Below are 16,162 nucleotides of genomic sequence, written 5' to 3'. Positions count from 1 at the left end.
GGGCTACGGGGTCGAGTTCGGTTTCGAGCACTACGAGCGCATGGCCGAGCTGGCCAGGTCTATCAGCGGGGCGATGGTTATCAGCATCAACGACCACCCCGACATCCGCCGGGTGTTCGCCGGCCTGCACATGGACGTGCTGGGCATTAAGTACACGGTCGGGGGTGGTGCCGGCAGCGCGGCCAGGGAGCTGCTGATCTGGAACGACGCCTGCGAGCAGGGGCGGCGGGAAATTGGCCAGCAGGGGCTGTTTTGAGGTGCTGCGGGCTGTCTCAAACCAAGTGGTTCAATGTCTCAAACCAAGTGGCGCGCTACAGCGGCGGACATTTCCTCGGCGCTGGCGCCGGCCTTGCGGCCCAGGGCGGTGTGGGCCGCAAGGCAATACTCGCAAGCATTGCGGTCGGCCACGGCCACGGCGATCTGCTCGCCCAGCCTGGCCGGGATGACGCCCGCGCCGAGGGCGCCGAACGCGCCCCACATGCTTTGCAGCGCCGCCGGCGAATTGGCCACCGCGCGGAACATATTGGGCGTGGCTCCGAAAGCGCCGTGGATCTGGGCCAGCAGCGCCTGGCGGTCGGCGGTGGTGGCGTTGGCGTCGATCAGGGGAACTCTGGACATGATGTGACTCCTGGTGTGGAAGAAATGCCATCCCGATGGGGCGGACAGGCAAATCGTACGTAGAATTTCTGGACGTATGGTGCTGTAATGTCCATAAAAAATGTCCGAACGTCCAAACCATGCGTAATGCCGCCATTTCCCAGGTAGACCGGCTCTCGGCCCTGCTGGACCGTTTCCGCGTGCGCGCCACGCTGTTCCACACCGGCGCGCTGTGCGGCGCCCAGACGTTCGAGGCGGTGCCGGGCCGTGGATTCCTGCACGTCCTGCGCCGCGGCGAGATGGAGCTGCGGCACCGGCCCGGCGGCGGCCTCGCGCCGCGGCTGCGGCTGGACGAACCCACGCTGCTGTTCTATCCGCGCGCGCTGCGCCACGAGTTCGTGAACCCGCCGGTGGATGGGTCGGACTTCACCTGCGCCGCGCTCGATTTCGACGGCGGCGAACGCCATCCGCTGGTGCAGTCGCTGCCGCCGCTGATCCGGGTGCCGCTGGACGAGGTCGAGGGCCTGCGTCCGGCGCTGGACCTGTTGTTCGCCGAAGCCGACCACGTCCGCTGCGGTTCGCGGCTGCTGGCCGACCGCCTGTTCGAGGTGGTGCTGATCCAGCTGCTCAGGTGGATACTGGACCATCCGGCCCGGGCCGGCGTGAACAGCGGGCTGATGATGGGCCTGGCCGATCCGCGCCTGGCCCGGGCGCTGGTGGCGGTGCATCGTTCTCCCTGCGACGAATGGCCGCTGGCGAAGATGGCGGAGATCGCGGGCATGTCGCGCAGCGCCTTCGCGGCGGCCTTCAAGGCGGCCACCGGCGCCACGCCGGCCGCCTATCTGGCCGACTGGCGCCTGAGCCTCGCGGCTTCGATGATGCGAGGCGGCAGGCCGGTGAAGCAGGTCGCGGCCGAGCTGGGCTACGCCAGCGCCTCGTCGCTGTCCAAGGCGTTCCGGCAGCGCATGGGCGCGTCCCCGCGCGAGTGGCTGGCGGCCCCTGCGCGGGGCGTGCGCCGAAGCAGTTAGGCCATGCTAGTATTTGACCTATGACATATTTCCTGGCGCGCGCAGTTCCGCGCGCGCCGCGCGCCACATCCCTGCACGAGGCAGTCATGAACCAGGATACCCAGGATCTGGGCAGCGATACCCAGACGCAGCACGACCAGCACGGCCGCTGGCCGCAAGCCGAAACGGTCGAGGATTTCCGCCGCAACCTGGCGGCGGTGCATGCGCGCATCGACGCCTCATGCGAACGCGCCGGGCGCGATCCCGCCGGCGTGCGCCTGCTGCCCGTAAGCAAGACCGTGGACGAGGCCCGCATCCGGCTGGCCTATGCCGCAGGTTGTCGATGTCTCGGCGAAAACAAGCTGCAGGAAGTCTCGCGCAAGTGGGAAGCCATGGCCGATCTGACCGACCTGAAATGGTCTGTCATCGGCCATTTGCAAACCAACAAGGCCAAGCTGGTGGCGCGCTACGCCGCGGAATTCCAGGCGCTCGACAGCCTCAGGGTGGCCGAGGCGCTGGACCGTCGGCTGCAGGGCGAAGGCCGCTCGCTGGACGTGTTCGTCCAGGTCAACACCTCGGGCGAAGCCAGCAAATACGGCCTGCAGCCCGACGAGACGGCGGCCTTTCTGCGCCAGATGCCGTCGTTTCCGTCGCTGCGCGTGCGCGGGCTGATGACGCTGGCGCTGTTCTCGGCCGAGGCGGCGCGGGTGCGGCAATGCTTCGTGCTGCTGCGCACGCTGCGCGACCGGCTGCGCCAGGAATGCCCGCAGGGCGTGGGCCTGGACGAGCTGTCCATGGGCATGTCGGGCGACTACGAAATCGCCATCGAGGAAGGAGCCACCGTGGTCCGCGTCGGGCAAGCCATCTTCGGCGCCCGCAACACGCCCGATTCCTACTACTGGCCGGCCGAATCCGGCCCGGACGCCGCGGCCTGAGCGCCGTCTTTTCGGAGAGCCGCCATGAACCGCAACGCGCTGGTCGTCCGCCACGTTCCGTTCGAAGACCTGGGCATCCTCGCCCCGCTCCTGCAAGACCGCGGCTATGCGGTGCAATACCTGGAGGCGGGCGTGGACGCGATAGACCCCGACGCGCTGGCCGCGGCCGACCTGGCCGTGATCCTGGGCGGTCCCATCGGCGTCTACGAGACCGGCCGCTATCCCTTCCTGCAGGACGAATTGCGCGCCATCGGCCAGCGCCTGCGGCAGGACAGGCCGACCCTGGGCATCTGCCTGGGCGCGCAGCTCATGGCGGCGGCGCTGGGCGCCGAGGTCGCGCCAACCGGCCGCGCGGAAATCGGCTATGCGCCGCTGACGCTCACCGCCGACGGCCTGGATACGCCGCTGCGCGAGATCCAGTCCGTGCCGGTGCTGCACTGGCACGGCGACCAGTTCGCCATTCCGTCCGGCGCCCGCCGGCTCGCCGAGACGCCGGGGTTTCCCAATCAGGCTTTCGCGCTCGGGCCGCACATACTCGGCCTGCAATTCCATCTCGAAGCCGACGCCGGCCGCATCGAGCAATGGCTGATCGGCCATGCCTGCGAACTGAGCCTGCGCGGCGTCGATCCGGCGGCCATCCGGGCCGACGCCGCCACGCACGGCGCGGCGCTGGCGCATTGCGCCGGCCTGGCGTTCGGCTTGTGGCTGGACGGATTCTGAAGCACCCGCCTTGCGGGCGCCACGGATAGAATGGCCGGCCCGGTTCCATAGCCCCGAGCAGACCGCATGGCCAAGACGTTCGAACTCGACACGCTGAAAATACGCCTGAACGACGCGGACCTGCTGCGCCTGGACTTGAACCAGCGCATCCAGCGCGCGCTGCGCGCGCTGATCCTGGACACCGCGCTGGCGCCGGGCGTGAAGCTGCCGGCGACCCGCGTGCTGGCCAGGTCGCTGGGCGTGTCCCGCGACACCGTCGAAAACGCCTACGTGCAATTGCATCGCGACGGCTACATCGTGCGGCGCGAGGGATCGGGCAGCTATGTGTCGGACTCGGTGGCGATCCCGCTGCGCGGGGCGGCGCCCCGGCGCGCCAGGCCGGACGCCGCGGGCCGAGCGGCCGAGCCCGGCGCGGGCTTGAGCCGGCGCGGCCGCGCGATACTGGACAGCGGCGGCGTGGCCGACCAGCAATCGATCAAGGCCTTCGCCACCGGCCTGCCCGAAACCCGCAATTTCCCGCTCGAAATCTGGGAGCGCCTGCAGCGGCAGGCGTCCAGGGATTACCGCGCCAGCATGCTGCTGCATGGCGACCCGCAGGGCGCCGAGCCGCTGCGCAAGGCCATCGCCGCCTACCTGAACCTGGAGCGCGGGGCCAAGGTCTCCGCCGGGCAGATCCTGGTGCTCAGCAGCACGCGGCAGGCCCTGTACCTGTGCGCGCAGCTGCTGGCCGACGCCGGCAAGCCCATCCTGATGGAGAACCCCGGCTACTTCGGCGCCAGAAAGGCGTTCGAGGCGGCGCAGGCCTGGATCGCGCCCATAGCCGTGGACGCGCACGGCATCCGCACGGACCTCCTGTGCGCCGACCGCAGCGGCGCGAGCTGCGTATACGTGACCCCGTCGCACCAGTACCCCACGGGCGCCACGCTGTCGTTGGCGCGCAGGCTGGAACTGATCGACTGGGCGGCGGCCGGCGGCAAGTGGATCATCGAGGACGACTACGACAGCGAATTCCACTACGACGGCCCGCCGACCGCCTGCGTGCAGGGCCTGGACCGCCATCAGCGCACGCTCTATCTGGGCACCTTCGCCAAGACGCTGTATCCCGGGCTGAGGCTGGGATACATGGCGCTGCCGCCGGAACTGGTGGACGCCTTCACCCACGCGCGCAGCATCATGGACGGCCATACGCCGCAGATCCTGCAGCTGACGCTGGCGCGCTTCATGGAAGACGGGCACTACAACTCGCACGTGCGCGCGATGCGCAAGCTCTATGCCGGACGCCGCCAGGCCTTGCTCGACGCCATCGGCCGGCACCTGGACGGCATCGCCACGCCCGCGCGTCCGGCGGGCGGGCTGCAGCTGCCCTGTCTGCTCGCGCGCGGCTGGTCCGAAGAGGAAACCATCCGCCAGGCCGCCGCCGTCGGCCTGCGGCTGCCCGGGTTGAGCCGGCTGTACGCCGGACCCGAACGCAGGCAGGGCTGGCTGCTGGGCTACGCCTCGCTGACCACCTACGAGATCGAGGCCGCGATGCTGCGCCTGGCCAACGCGCTGGGCAGCCGGCCCCGGCGCGCGCGCCAGCCGCGGCCTCAATAGGGCAGCGGATAGCGCTCGACCAGCGCGGCCACGCCTTCGCGGATCGCGTCTTCGCCGCGGCGGTCCACGGCGCCGGCGCGCAGCGCGCCCAACAGGGCCAGCATCATGTCGCCGATCTCCTGGAACGCGTCCGGCCCCATGCCGCGCGAGGTGCAGGCCGCGCTGCCCACGCGTATGCCGGAGGTCACGGCCGGCCGGGCCGTATCGTGCGGGACGGCGTTCTTGTTCAGCGTGATGCCGACCCGCTCCAGCGCCTGTTCCGCGACGTTGCCCGCCAGCCCCCACGGACGCAGGTCCACCACGCCGAGGTGGCAGTCGGTGCCGCCGGACACGATGGAAAGGCCGCCCTGCGACAGCCGCGCGCACAGCGCCTGCGCGTTCTCGACCACGGCGCGCACATAGGCGCGAAACGACGGTTGCAGCGCCTCGCCCAACGCCACCGCCTTGGCCGCCACAACGTGCATGAGCGGGCCGCCCTGCAGGCCGGGGAAGACGGCCGAGTCGATCTTTCTGGCGATCTCGTCGTCGTTGCTCAGGATCATGCCGCCGCGCGGGCCGCGCAGCGTCTTGTGCGTGGTGGTCGTGGTGACGTGCGCATGGGGCACGGGCGTGGGGTAGACGCCGCCGGCGACCAGGCCGGCGAAATGCGCCATGTCGGCCATGAAGAACGCGCCCACTTCGTCGGCGATGGCGCGGAACCGGGCGAAGTCATAGGTGCGCGCGTAGGCCGACCCGCCGGCGACGATCAGCCGCGGCCGTTCGCGGCGCGCGATGCGCGCGACCTCGTCCATGTCCACCCGCTGGCTGTGCGGATCCACGCCATAGCTCACGGCCTGGAACCAGCGTCCGGAAAGATTGACCTGGGCGCCGTGCGTCAGGTGTCCACCGGCCTTGAGGTCCAGGCCCAGAATCTTGTCGCCGGGCGCGAGCAGCGCCAGATAGACCGCCTGATTGGCCTGGCTGCCGGAATGTGGCTGAACGTTGGCGTGGCGGGCGCCGAATAGGCGCTGCGCCCGCTCGATCGCCAGGCGTTCGGCCACGTCCACGTTGACGCAGCCGCCGTAGTAGCGGCGGCCCGGATAGCCCTCGGCGTATTTGTTGGTCAGCACCGAGCCCTGGATCTCCAGCACCGCGCGGCTGACGAAGTTCTCGGAGGCGATCAGCTCGATGGAGCGCCGCTGGCGCAGCCGTTCGGCGTCGACGGCGCGCCACAGTTCGGGATCGGCCTGTTGCAGGGGCAGGGCGCTGACGCCGGCCGGCGCCAGCCCTTCGGAAATGGAAAGATCGGTCATGTCGGTTCGCGTGTCGGTGGTTTCAGGGTTTGGCGGGGCTGCCGGCCAGCCGGGGCTGGCCGCCGTGGATCAGCAGGTGGGCGGTCAGGCCGGCCACCAGGCCCCAGAACGCGCCGCCCACGCCCAGCAGCGTGACGTTGGCGGCGGTGGCCAGAAAGGTGATGAGCGCGGTTTCGCGGGTGCGGGCGTCGGCCATGGCGTTGGCCAGGCTGCCGCCGATCGCGCCCAGCAGCGCCAGGCCGGCCAGCGTCGTGATGAAGGCCTTGGGCAGCACCATGAACAGCGTGGCCAGGGTGACGCCGAAGGTGCCGACCAGGATGTAGAACAGCCCGCAGGCCAGGCCGGCCACGTAGCGCTTGGCCGGATCGGGATGCGCGTCGCGGCCGGTGCAGATCGCGGCGGTAATGGCCGCCACGTTGAAGGCGTGCGCGCCGAACGGCGCCATCAGCAGCGAGCCCAGGCCGGTCACCGTCACGATGGGATTGGCGCTGGTCTGGTAGCCGTCGTGGCGCAGCACCAGCATGCCCGGCATGTATTGCCCGGTCAGCGTGATGATGAACAAGGGCAGCGCCACGCCGAGCAGGGCCTGCAGCGAAAACCGCGGCATTTCGAAGACCGGCGCGGCCAGGCTGAGATGGATCGCCGAAAAATCGATGCGGCCCTGGGCGATCAGCAGGCCCACGCCGATCAGCAGTATGCCCACCACCGCGAAGCGCGAGGTGAAGCGCTTGAGCAGCGCATAGGAAATCACCAGCACGATCACCAGCAGCGGGTCGGCGCTGGCGCCGCCGAAGGCGTTGACGCCGAACTGCAGCAGTATGCCGGCCAGCAGCCCGGCGGCGATGCCGCCCGGAATCATGCGGACCAGCCGGTCGAACGCGCCGGACAGGCCCAGCGCGATGAAGCCCAGCGCCGAGATCACATACGCGCCGATGACTTCGCCGTAGGGCGTGAACGGCATCACGGTGGCCAGGAACGCCACGCCGGGCGTGGACCACGCGGTGATGATGGGCGCCTTGTAGCGCCAGCTCAGGAGCGCGCCGGTGACGCCCACGCCGACCGACACGGCCCACACCCAGGACGCGGTCTGGGCCGGCGTGAGCCGGGCCAGTTCGGCGGCCTGGAACACCAGCACGAAAGTGCCGCCGTAGTTGACCAGCACCGAGATCAGCGCCGCGACGGTGGGGGAAAAGAGATCGGCGGCTCGAAGGCGCGCCGGCGATGCGTTCATGTAGCACTCCGCGTTCGTCTGGAAACCCGGCTGGACGGCCAGCCGGGCGCGAACCCGAAGTCTAGGATCGGTGTGGCAGGTCTGTTCATGCCACATTCGCAGGGATGGGCAGACCGCTTTTGCGCCGCTCAGCCGTCTGAGGGCGGATTCCAGACGGCCCGCACGGCGCGGGCCAGGGCCGCGGCCTGGCGCACGCCGGCCGCGGCGGCGTCGACGATGCGGGCGGGATCGAGCACGTTGTCGCCGATGGCCTGCGCGCTCGCCTCGTCGGGCAGCAGCGCCAGCGCCGCGCTGCCGCCGGCCTGCAGCTCGCGCAGTTCGCGGCGCAGATGGCCGCTGACCGGATTGCCGTCGCGGTATCCCAGCGGCGCCAGCACCGCCACTTGCCGGAACCCCGCCGCCATGTCGGCGTTGGTCATGGAACGGATGCCCCCGTCCATGTAGGCCGACTCGCCGATGGCCACGGCGGGCCAGGCTCCCGGCACCGTGCAGCTGGCGGCGACGGCGTCGATGAAGTCCACGCCATCGCCGGCGCCGAAGCCGCGCGCCTCGCCGGTGTGCGCGTCGACGGCCACCACGCGCAGGGGCTTGGCGGGCCAGCCGGCGCTGCCCAGGCGCGCGGCGATGATGGCGCGCCGCACGGCCGGCGCCGGCGTGGCGCTGCGCAGCGCGTAGGCGCCGATGCGCTGGCGCGCCCGGCGCAGGTCGCCGCCGACTTTCTCGTACAGCGCGCGGTTCTTTTCATCCGCCGCTTCCTGCGAATAGGGCCGCGCGCGTTCGGCGGCGGCCGCGTCGCCGTTCAGTTGCGCCGCCAGCAACTGCGTCAGCGGCACGCCGCGCGCCAGCTGGGCGCCGACGACGGAGCCCGCGGAGCAGCCGATGAACAGGTCGGCCGCGGCCAGGTCCACGCCCTGGCGCTCCAGCCCCGCCAGCAAGCCGATTTCCCATGCCAGCCCGGTCACGCCGCCGCAGCCCAGGACCAGGCATCGTCCATGTGCGGGCCGCGCCATTCAGGCCGCCTCCTCGCGGGCGCGCCGGGGCTGCGCCGACGCGCTGCGGTAGTGGTAGTCGCCCATGTCGGTCTTGCGCAGCATGTGCCAGTAGTCGTCGTTGCGAAACGGCGTGGGCGCCACCACCTTGCCGTGCGCGTTCCTGTACCAGTTGCTCATGCCCTTGTGGGTCCAGATCATGCGGTCATGGGCGGCCTGCACGCGCGCGTTGTAGGCGTCGTGGCGGTCCTTGCGGACCTCCAGCTCGAAGCGGCCGCCGGCGCTCGCCATGCCTTGCTGCAGCAGGCCCATGACGTAGCGGACCTGGGTTTCCAGCAGCGCGACCACGCTGCCGCCATGGCCCAGCGCCGTATTCGGCCCGGCCAGGATGAAGAGGTTGGGAAAGCCCGGCGCGGCCACGCCCATGAAGGCCTCCGCGCCTTTTTCGTCCCAGGCCTCGCGGATGGAGCGGCCGCCGCGGCCGTACAGCTTGAACGAGGACAGCAGGTTGATCGCGTCGAAGCCCGTGGCCACCACCAGCACGTCCAGCTCATGGGCCGTGCCGTCGTCGCTGACCACCGCCCTGGGCGTGATGCGCTCGATGCCGCCCGTGACCAGCCTGACGTGATCGCGCGCCACGGTGCGGAACCAGCCGTTGTCCATCAGCATGCGCTTGCCGAACGGCGGGTAGTCGGGCAGCACGTCGGGCAGCAGGTCCTGGCGCGCGCCGAGTTCGGCCTTGATGTAGTCGGTGAAATGCTCGCGGTGCCGGTCGTTGATCTTGTTGATGGAGCGCTCGGGATGCGGCCAGTCCGGATCGATCTGCAAGGTGGCGTGGACCCTGTCGTTGAAGATCCAGGCCAGCCGCTGCCGATACCACTCCTGGTAGTAAGGCACTTCGCGCAACAGGAAGCGCACGTCCTGCGGCACCGGTTTCTGGAATTTTTCGAAGGGCGCGGCCCATTGCTTGGAACGTTGGAAAATGGTCAGCGATTCGACCTGGTCGGCGATGGCGGGAACGACCTGCATCGAACTTGCGCCATTGCCGATGATGCCCACCTTCTTGCCGCGCAGATCGATGTCCGCCGGCCAGTGCGCGGTATGAAAGCAAGGGCCGGCGAAGCTGTCCAGCCCGGCGATGGCGGGCAGCTTGGGCACGTTCAGCAGTCCCACCGCGCTGATCAGGATGTCGGCCACATAGTCCTGCTCGCGGCCGTCCCCGTCCACGGTGCGCACGCGCCAGCGCATGTCGGTCTCGTCGTAGCGGGCGGACGCCACCTTGGTGTTGAAGCGGATGTTCCGGCGCACGCCGTACTGGTCGGCCACGCCTTCGAAGTAGCCCTGGATCTCGCCTTGCAGCGCGAAGTAGCGCGACCAGTCGTGCTTGGCGAAGGAGTACGAATAGATGTGGTTGGGCGTGTCGACGCCCGCGCCCGGATAGCGGTTCTCGTACCAGGTGCCGCCGACCTCGGCGTTCTTCTCGATCACGACATAGGGAATGCCGGCGCCTTGCAGGCGGATCGCGGCGCACAGCCCGGCCACGCCGGCGCCGATGACCAGCACCCGATAGCCCTCGGGCACCGGGAACGCGTCGCGCTGTTCGAGCGCGAAGTCGGGGTCCAGGCCCAGCCAGGCGGCGATCATCGGGCCGTACGAATCGGGGATCTCTTCGCCCACGCTGGTGCGCAGCATGGCCACCAGCTGCGCGTGCGTGGGGGCGGGCAGTCCGGGCGCCAGGCCTTGCCGGGCGCGCACGATGGCCGCATGGGCCGCCGCGCGTATCTCGTCCTGTACCGCGTCGGGCAGGCCGCCGGGATCGTTGTCTTCCAGCCCCTTGATGCGCGAACACTGGAAGCGTTCGGACAGCCAGCCGGTGTCGCCGGTCAGGTGCACCAGCACCATCAGCAGGGTGGGGATGTTGGCGCTGGCCAGCGCGCGTTTCAGCCGGGCCTCCCATGCGTCTGCGCTGGGCGGGATATCGGATGCCGGAGTGTCGCGTTGCATATCGCGTTGCATAGGGGTCCTTCGGAGTAGACGGAAAAGCCGGGGCCGCGCGGCGGCGCATCGTTGCGGGCCACGGATCGTCGGCGTGGTTGGGGGGAAGCGGGCGGCGCGGTGTGTCCGCGTCCGGCCGCGAGGGAGCGCTATTCGGCGCTGGCGCCGGACTTCCTGATCAGCTCGGCCCATTTGGCGCTGTCGCTGACGATGAAGGCGCCGAACGCATCGGGCCGGGTGAACTGTCCGTCCAGGCCCATCTTCCTGAACTGTTGCTGGATGTCGGGCGCCGCCTTCATTTTCTGCAGCGAGGCCTGCAGGCGCTCGACCACCGCGGGCGGCGTGCCGGCGGGCGCCACGATGCCCAGCCAGGGCATGGCGTCGTAGCCGGGCAGCCCGGACTCTTCCACCGTGGGCAGTTCGGGCAGCACGGCGGAGCGGGTCTTGGTGGTGACGGCCAGCGGGCGCACCTTGCCGCTGTCGAGGAAGGGCTGGGCGGCCGCGATGTCCACGAACAGCATGTCGACTTCGCCGCCGGCCACCGAGGTCAGCGCGGGCACGCTGCCCTTGTACGGGATGTGCGTCATCTTCAACCCGGTGAGCGCAGCGAAGAGCTCGCCCTCCAGATGGTTGGAGGTGCCGTTGCCCGAGGACGCGAACGTCGCGGCGCGGCCGTCCTTCTTGAGCGTGGCGATGAGGTCCTTCACGCTGCTCGCCTGGACCTGCTTGCCGGTCACCAGGATGTGCGGCACGCTGGCGATCAGCGACACGGGCTGGAAGTCCTTGACCGGGTCGTAGTTCGCGGTGTTCTTGTACAGGCTGGGCGCGATCCCCAGCGACGAGGCCGCCATCAGCAGGGTGTAGCCGTCGGCGGGCGCCTTGGCCACGTAGGCCGATGCGATCATGGTGCCGGCGCCGGGCTTGTTGACCACCACCACGGGCTGGCCCAGGTCGTCCTGCAGCTTGGCGGCGATCTGGCGGGTCATGACGTCCGTCACGCCGCCGGGCGTGAACGGCACCACGATGTTGACCGGCCTGGCCGGATAGTCCTGCGCCTGGGCGGCCGCGCCCGCGCACAGCAGGGCGGCGGCGAGGCAGTGCGATAGCCATTTCATGTCTTGTCTCCTGTTGTTGTCCCGGTTGGGTATCAGAGCGAACCGGCGCTGCGGTTCCGATGCCGGATCAGGCCCCACACCATGTTGGCGCAGGGCATGTCCAGGTCTAGTTTTTCGGCGATCTCGACCATGGCGCCGATAAGCGCGTCGGTCTCCAGCGGCTTGCCCTTGAGCGCGTCCTGCAGCATCGAGGTCTGCGCCGCGCCCGAGCCGGCGGCCGCCTGCATGCGCTGCTCCACGGTCACGTCGAGCGCGAGGCCCAGCGCCTTGCCCAGCGACAGATACTCATGCAGCAGGGCGCGGGCCAGCCTGCTCAGGTAAGGGTCCGACACCAGCGCGTCCATGCGCGCGTGGGCCAGCACGCTCAGCGGGTTGAAGGTGGCGTTGCCTGCCGCCTTGATCCAGACGGCCTCGTGGATGCGCGGGCTGGCCTCGCATTGCACGCCGGCCTGCGTCAGCAGGCGCGCCAGCCGCAGCGCGCGCGGCGACAGCGCGCCGTCCGGCTCGCCGATGGCGAGGTTGTTGCGCGCGTCCTGCGACGCGACGCCGGGCTGTGCGCTGTGCGCGGCGATATAGACCACGGCGCCCAGCACCCGCTCCAGCGGCACCGCGCGCGCCAGCACGCCCTGGGGGTCGACCGAGACCAGCGGCGCGGCGCCCAGCGGCGAGTCCAGCGTGGGCAGATACCACCACGGGATGCCGTTGACCGCGGGCACGATGGCGCCGCCGGCGGCCAGCATGGGCATGAGGCCGGGAGCGATCGCGGGCAGGGCCTGCTGCTTGACGGTCAGGAACAGATAGTCGACCTCGCGTATCTGCGCGGGATCGTCCGTGGCGTGCACGGGATGGCGGTGAACGGCGCCGTCCACGGCCAGGCCCGCGCCGTGCCGGCGCAGGGCGTCCAGGGTCTCGCCCCGCGCCACCACGGACACGTGGCATCCCGCCTGGGCCAGGCGCGCGGCCAGCAGACAGCCGATCGCGCCCGCACCGTATACCGCGATGCGGCACTGATGAGAATTTTCCATTGCTACGCTGCGAAAGTGGGCCGCCCGGGAGGCGGCGCGGTTGCCGCTACTGTTTGTAGGCGGGCCGGATGCCTTCCAGCATCCGGAGCAGGGGAGGCCAGTGCTTGTGGCGCGAAGGGCGGTCGAGCTTGTCGAACTGGCGCCCGACTTTTTCCGCGACGGCTTCGGGCGGAACCACCAGGGGCAGGCCGCCGGCCAGCGCCGCAACCTGCGCCTGGCAGGCGCGCTCCAGGTAGAACATGGCGTCGAACGCGTCGGGCACGCTGGCGCCGCAGGCCAGCAGGCCGTGGTTGCGCAGAATCATCGCGTTGTGCGGCCCCAGGTCCGCCACCAGGCGCTGCTGCTCGTCCATGTCCAGCGCCACGCCTTCGTAGTCGTGGTAGGCCAGGCGCCTGTGAAAGCGCATCGCGTGCTGCGAGATCATCAGCAGGCCCGTCTGCTGCGCCGAGACCGCGATGCCGGCGGCCGTGTGGGTGTGCATCACGCAGGCGGCGTCGTGCCGCGCGCGGTGGATGGCGCTGTGGATGACGAAACCGGCCGGGTTGATGCCCAGCCCGGTCCGGTCCAGCAGGATCTCGCCGTCGATGTTCACCTTGACCAGGTTCGACGCGGTGATTTCGTCGAAGGTCAGGCCGTAGGCGTTGATCAGGAAATGCGGCTCGTCGCCCGGAACCCGTGCCGATATGTGGGTATAGATGTGATCGGTCATGCGCATGGCCACCGCCAGGTTGTAGGCCGCGGCCAGGTCGACGCGCACCGCCCATTCCTCGGCCGATACCTGATCCTTGATCGATGCTGCTGTCACGACTGCCCCTCCGGTTTCCATGGTTGCTGCCTGGACGGCGCATTGGCGGCGCCTTTGATGCGCAGTATAGGTTTTCCGGCCTGCCGCGACTAAGCAAACGTTTTGATGGAAACGCATAAATCGCATCAATGCGTCGGCGGCAAAGCAATGCATGAAAAACCTTGATCGAAACGCATAAAAACGTTTAGCTGGTGCGCGCATGGGCCGGTTCCTATACTGGTTTTCTTCCCACGCGGCGCGGGTGCGCCATTGAAAATCAGAACATGCCGGAGGCTGGATGGACGCTGTAGGAAATCGCACGATCATGGATTTGCTCGATGAACAGGCGCAGTGCCACGGGCATCGGATAGCGGTCGTGCATGAGTACCAGAATGGCGACGTCAGCCAGCTCAGCTACATCCAATTGCGCGAGGCCGCCATGCGCTTCGCGGCGGGGCTGCAGGCACGGGGCGTCAGGCCTGGCGACCGCGTGTTCGTGTTCATGGGCAATACGGCGGAGTACGTGCCGCTGTGGATGGGGTTGATGCTGGCCGGCGCGGTCATCGTGGCTGGCAACATCTACCTGACGGCTCCCGAAGTGGCCTATCAGCTGGAGCATTGCCAGCCCGCGCTGGCGGTGGTGGAGCCGGCGCACGAAGCGCTGGTGCGCGAGGTCTGCGCGACGATGGCGCAGGCGCCGTCCATCGCCTGCGTGCCGCGCGGCAGCCTGAAACCCGAGGGCCTGTCGTGCGAGCTGGCCGCGCCGCCGGAGTCGTTCCGCGCGCCGCCGCAGGGCAGCGACGACCTGGCGCAGATCCTCTATACCTCGGGCACGTCGGCGCGGCCGAAGGGGGTGATGCTGACGCAGGCCAACCTGCTGTGGTGCGGCCAGGCGGGCGCGGCCAACAGCGGGCTGTCGCGCGCCGACCGCGTGTTCAACAACAAGCCGCTGTTCCATGCCAATTGCCAGGAAACGGTGCTGTCCTGCCTGACCGCGGGCGCCACCGCCGTGATCGGCGAACGCTACAGCGCATCGCGCTACCTGCGTCAGTTGATCGAGCACCGCATCACCATATGCAGCCTGTCAGGCATGCTGTGCCGCACCTTGCTGAACCAGGCGCCCTCGCCGTTCGATACCGCGCACCAGGTGCGCTATGCGGGCTACGCCATCAATATTTCGGAGGCCGAGATCGAGGCCTTCGTGGCGCGTTTTCGCATTCCGCTGCGCAACGGCTACGGGCAGTCCGAGTCCATGCTCTACATCACCTTGCAGTCGCACGCCGCGCCGTCCACCTACCCGTCCATCGGGCGTCCGACGCCGGACCGCGAAGTGTTCCTGGTCGATGACGACAACCGGCCGGTCGCGCCGGGCCAGATCGGCGAGATCGTGGTGCGCGGCCATCCCGGGCGCACGCTGACGCTGGGCTATTACCGCGACCCGGCCGCGACGCAGGCCGCGTTCGACGGCGGCTGGCTGCATACCGGCGACCTCGGCTACCAGGACGCGAAGGGCAATTTCTATTTCTTCGGCAGGAAGAAGGAAGTGATCAAGCGGGCCGGCGAGAACATCTCGGCGGCCGAGGTGGAAGAGGCCTTGATGGGCCACCCCGACGTGCGCGACGTGGCGGTGGTCGGCGTGCCCGACCCGGTGCGCGACCAGTCCGTCAAGGCGTTCATCGTGCTGCACGACGGCCGCGGCGAAGACGCCGCGGCGCTCAAGGCGCATTGCGCCGAGCGGCTGGCCTACTTCAAGGTGCCCGAGCACGTGGAATTCATGGCCGAGCTGCCGCGCAACGCGAGCGGCAAGGTGCTCAAGCGGGCGCTGTCGGGCGCGTGAGCGGCCGCCGCGCCGCCCGCGGCCTGCCGGTGGCGGCCTTGCCCAGCCGCGCCAGGGCCTGAACCACCTGCCGCACCACGGCCTGGCCCTGGTTGCGGTGCGTGGCGAGCGTGAATTCCAGCGTCAGCGGCTCCAGGTCCGGGTCCACCGGCACCAGCGTGCCGGCCTTGACCTGCTCGGTCACCATCATCTCCGGAAGCTGGGCGATGCCGCCGCCCGCTTCGACCACCTCGATCAGGCTGTTGAGCCGGTTGCAGCTGCAGACGTTGTCCAGGTTGGCGCCCATGGCGCGCAGTTCGTCCTGGGCGGGGCCGAAGAAGCCGGACGGACGGGACACGCACCACAGCGGTTCCGTGCGCAGCAGCGACTGCATCGAGCGGGGCTGGCCCTGGGCGTCGGTCAGCAGGCGCGAGGACACCATCCAGGACATGCGCGTGGTGCCCAGCGGCGTGCAGATGAACTGATCGTCGCGCAGCCGGTTGGCCACGATGGCGATATCGAGCGCGCCGGAGGCCAGGTGTTCCTGCAGCTTGACCGCCAGGTCCAGCTCGATTTCGTACGAGACGCGCGGCAGCGCGCGGCGCAGCTCGGGCACCACGCGCGAAAACCAGGTCATGGAGATCTCGCCCATGCCGATGCGCACCGTGCCGGCGGCGTTGGTGACCGCTTCCGCATCGGTGAAGGCGTCTTCCACGGCCAGCAGCAGCGGCTCGACGCGTTCGACGAAGCGGCGCGCCGGCACCGTCAGCTCCAGGCGGCGGCCGCGCTTCTCGAACAGGGCGAAGCCCAGCGACTGCTCCAGCTCGCGCATGCGCGCCGATACGGCGGGCTGCGAGGTGTACAGGCGCTCGGCGGCGGCGCGGAAGCTGCCCAGCTTCGCAATCATGCACAGGGTTTCGGCGTTGACCAGGTTTGGACGGGGCATAGGCGTCAGGCAGGGATTTTCGCTCGTATGTTAATGGCAAACCGGCGCGCCATCATCGCCCGCCGCTCGGTGAAATCCGGGATATGCCGCAGCCGGGCGCGCCGATACACTGGGTTT

General features: G+C 69.5%; 13 protein-coding genes and 2 pseudogenes. 6 read left to right on the top strand and 9 right to left on the bottom strand.

What is annotated here, in order from left to right:
* Positions 1-256: pseudogene (locus C1I89_RS18770) on the top strand (hypothetical protein); the annotation flags it as partial.
* Positions 257-315: 59 nt separating this feature from the next.
* Here C1I89_RS18770 and C1I89_RS18765 read toward each other — a convergent pair.
* Positions 316-618: pseudogene (locus C1I89_RS18765) on the bottom strand (carboxymuconolactone decarboxylase family protein); the annotation flags it as partial.
* Positions 619-737: 119 nt separating this feature from the next.
* Here C1I89_RS18765 and C1I89_RS18760 point away from each other — a divergent pair.
* The 4 genes from C1I89_RS18760 to pdxR all read left to right on the top strand — a co-directional run bounded on the left by C1I89_RS18760 (position 738) and on the right by pdxR (position 4,852).
* On the top strand, positions 738-1,625 hold the full coding sequence (locus tag C1I89_RS18760; RefSeq protein WP_102774130.1) for an AraC family transcriptional regulator: 888 nt from the start codon (positions 738-740) through the stop codon (positions 1,623-1,625).
* Between the two features lie 86 nt (positions 1,626-1,711).
* Entirely contained in the window at positions 1,712-2,539 is an 828-nt protein-coding gene (locus tag C1I89_RS18755) for a YggS family pyridoxal phosphate-dependent enzyme (protein ID WP_102774188.1), read from the top strand.
* A gap of 24 nt (positions 2,540-2,563) precedes the next feature.
* Positions 2,564-3,259 (top strand): glutamine amidotransferase, encoded by a 696-nt coding sequence (locus C1I89_RS18750; RefSeq protein WP_102774129.1) that lies wholly within the window; start codon positions 2,564-2,566, stop codon positions 3,257-3,259.
* A gap of 66 nt (positions 3,260-3,325) precedes the next feature.
* Positions 3,326-4,852: a MocR-like pyridoxine biosynthesis transcription factor PdxR gene (gene pdxR / locus C1I89_RS18745; protein ID WP_102774128.1), complete on the top strand. Its 1,527-nt coding sequence runs from the start codon at positions 3,326-3,328 to the stop codon at positions 4,850-4,852.
* Here pdxR and C1I89_RS18740 read toward each other — a convergent pair.
* From C1I89_RS18740 to C1I89_RS18710, 7 genes are all read right to left on the bottom strand, one after another.
* The gene (locus C1I89_RS18740) at positions 4,846-6,144 is read right to left on the bottom strand and encodes a serine hydroxymethyltransferase (protein WP_102774127.1); all 1,299 of its coding nucleotides are present in this window, start codon (positions 6,142-6,144) and stop codon (positions 4,846-4,848) included. The two genes, pdxR and C1I89_RS18740, sit on opposite strands and share 7 nt — an antisense overlap.
* Before the next feature lie 22 nt (positions 6,145-6,166).
* A complete protein-coding gene (locus tag C1I89_RS18735; protein WP_102774126.1) occupies positions 6,167-7,375 on the bottom strand; it encodes a benzoate/H(+) symporter BenE family transporter in 1,209 nt (402 codons plus the stop codon).
* Positions 7,376-7,503: 128 nt separating this feature from the next.
* A complete protein-coding gene (locus tag C1I89_RS18730) occupies positions 7,504-8,385 on the bottom strand; it encodes a patatin-like phospholipase family protein (RefSeq protein ID WP_102774125.1) in 882 nt (293 codons plus the stop codon).
* Positions 8,386-10,368, bottom strand: a complete 1,983-nt coding sequence (locus tag C1I89_RS18725; protein WP_102774124.1) for a flavin-containing monooxygenase — start codon at positions 10,366-10,368, stop codon at positions 8,386-8,388.
* Positions 10,369-10,508: 140 nt separating this feature from the next.
* Positions 10,509-11,474 carry a tripartite tricarboxylate transporter substrate binding protein gene (locus tag C1I89_RS18720; protein WP_102774123.1) on the bottom strand — a complete coding sequence of 322 codons (966 nt, stop codon included), beginning with the start codon at positions 11,472-11,474 and terminating at the stop codon, positions 10,509-10,511.
* A gap of 32 nt (positions 11,475-11,506) precedes the next feature.
* Entirely contained in the window at positions 11,507-12,499 is a 993-nt protein-coding gene (locus tag C1I89_RS18715; protein ID WP_102774122.1) for a ketopantoate reductase family protein, read from the bottom strand.
* Positions 12,500-12,545: 46 nt separating this feature from the next.
* On the bottom strand, positions 12,546-13,325 hold the full coding sequence (locus C1I89_RS18710; protein WP_102774121.1) for a class II aldolase/adducin family protein: 780 nt from the start codon (positions 13,323-13,325) through the stop codon (positions 12,546-12,548).
* 283 nt (positions 13,326-13,608) lie between these two features.
* On the opposite strand from C1I89_RS18710, the gene C1I89_RS18705 reads away from it, so the two are divergent.
* Positions 13,609-15,120, top strand: a complete 1,512-nt coding sequence (locus C1I89_RS18705) for a class I adenylate-forming enzyme family protein (protein WP_181390985.1) — start codon at positions 13,609-13,611, stop codon at positions 15,118-15,120.
* On the opposite strand, the gene C1I89_RS18700 is transcribed toward C1I89_RS18705, so the two are convergent.
* Entirely contained in the window at positions 15,095-16,045 is a 951-nt protein-coding gene (locus tag C1I89_RS18700) for a LysR family transcriptional regulator (RefSeq protein WP_102774119.1), read from the bottom strand. The genes C1I89_RS18705 and C1I89_RS18700 overlap by 26 nt on opposite strands.
* Positions 16,046-16,162 lie beyond the last annotated feature (117 nt).

Origin of the sequence: Achromobacter pulmonis, assembly GCF_002885955.2 — a bacterium.
Classification (GTDB): domain Bacteria; phylum Pseudomonadota; class Gammaproteobacteria; order Burkholderiales; family Burkholderiaceae_B; genus Achromobacter; species Achromobacter pulmonis_A.
This window is presented reverse-complemented; position numbering and strand designations above follow the sequence as displayed.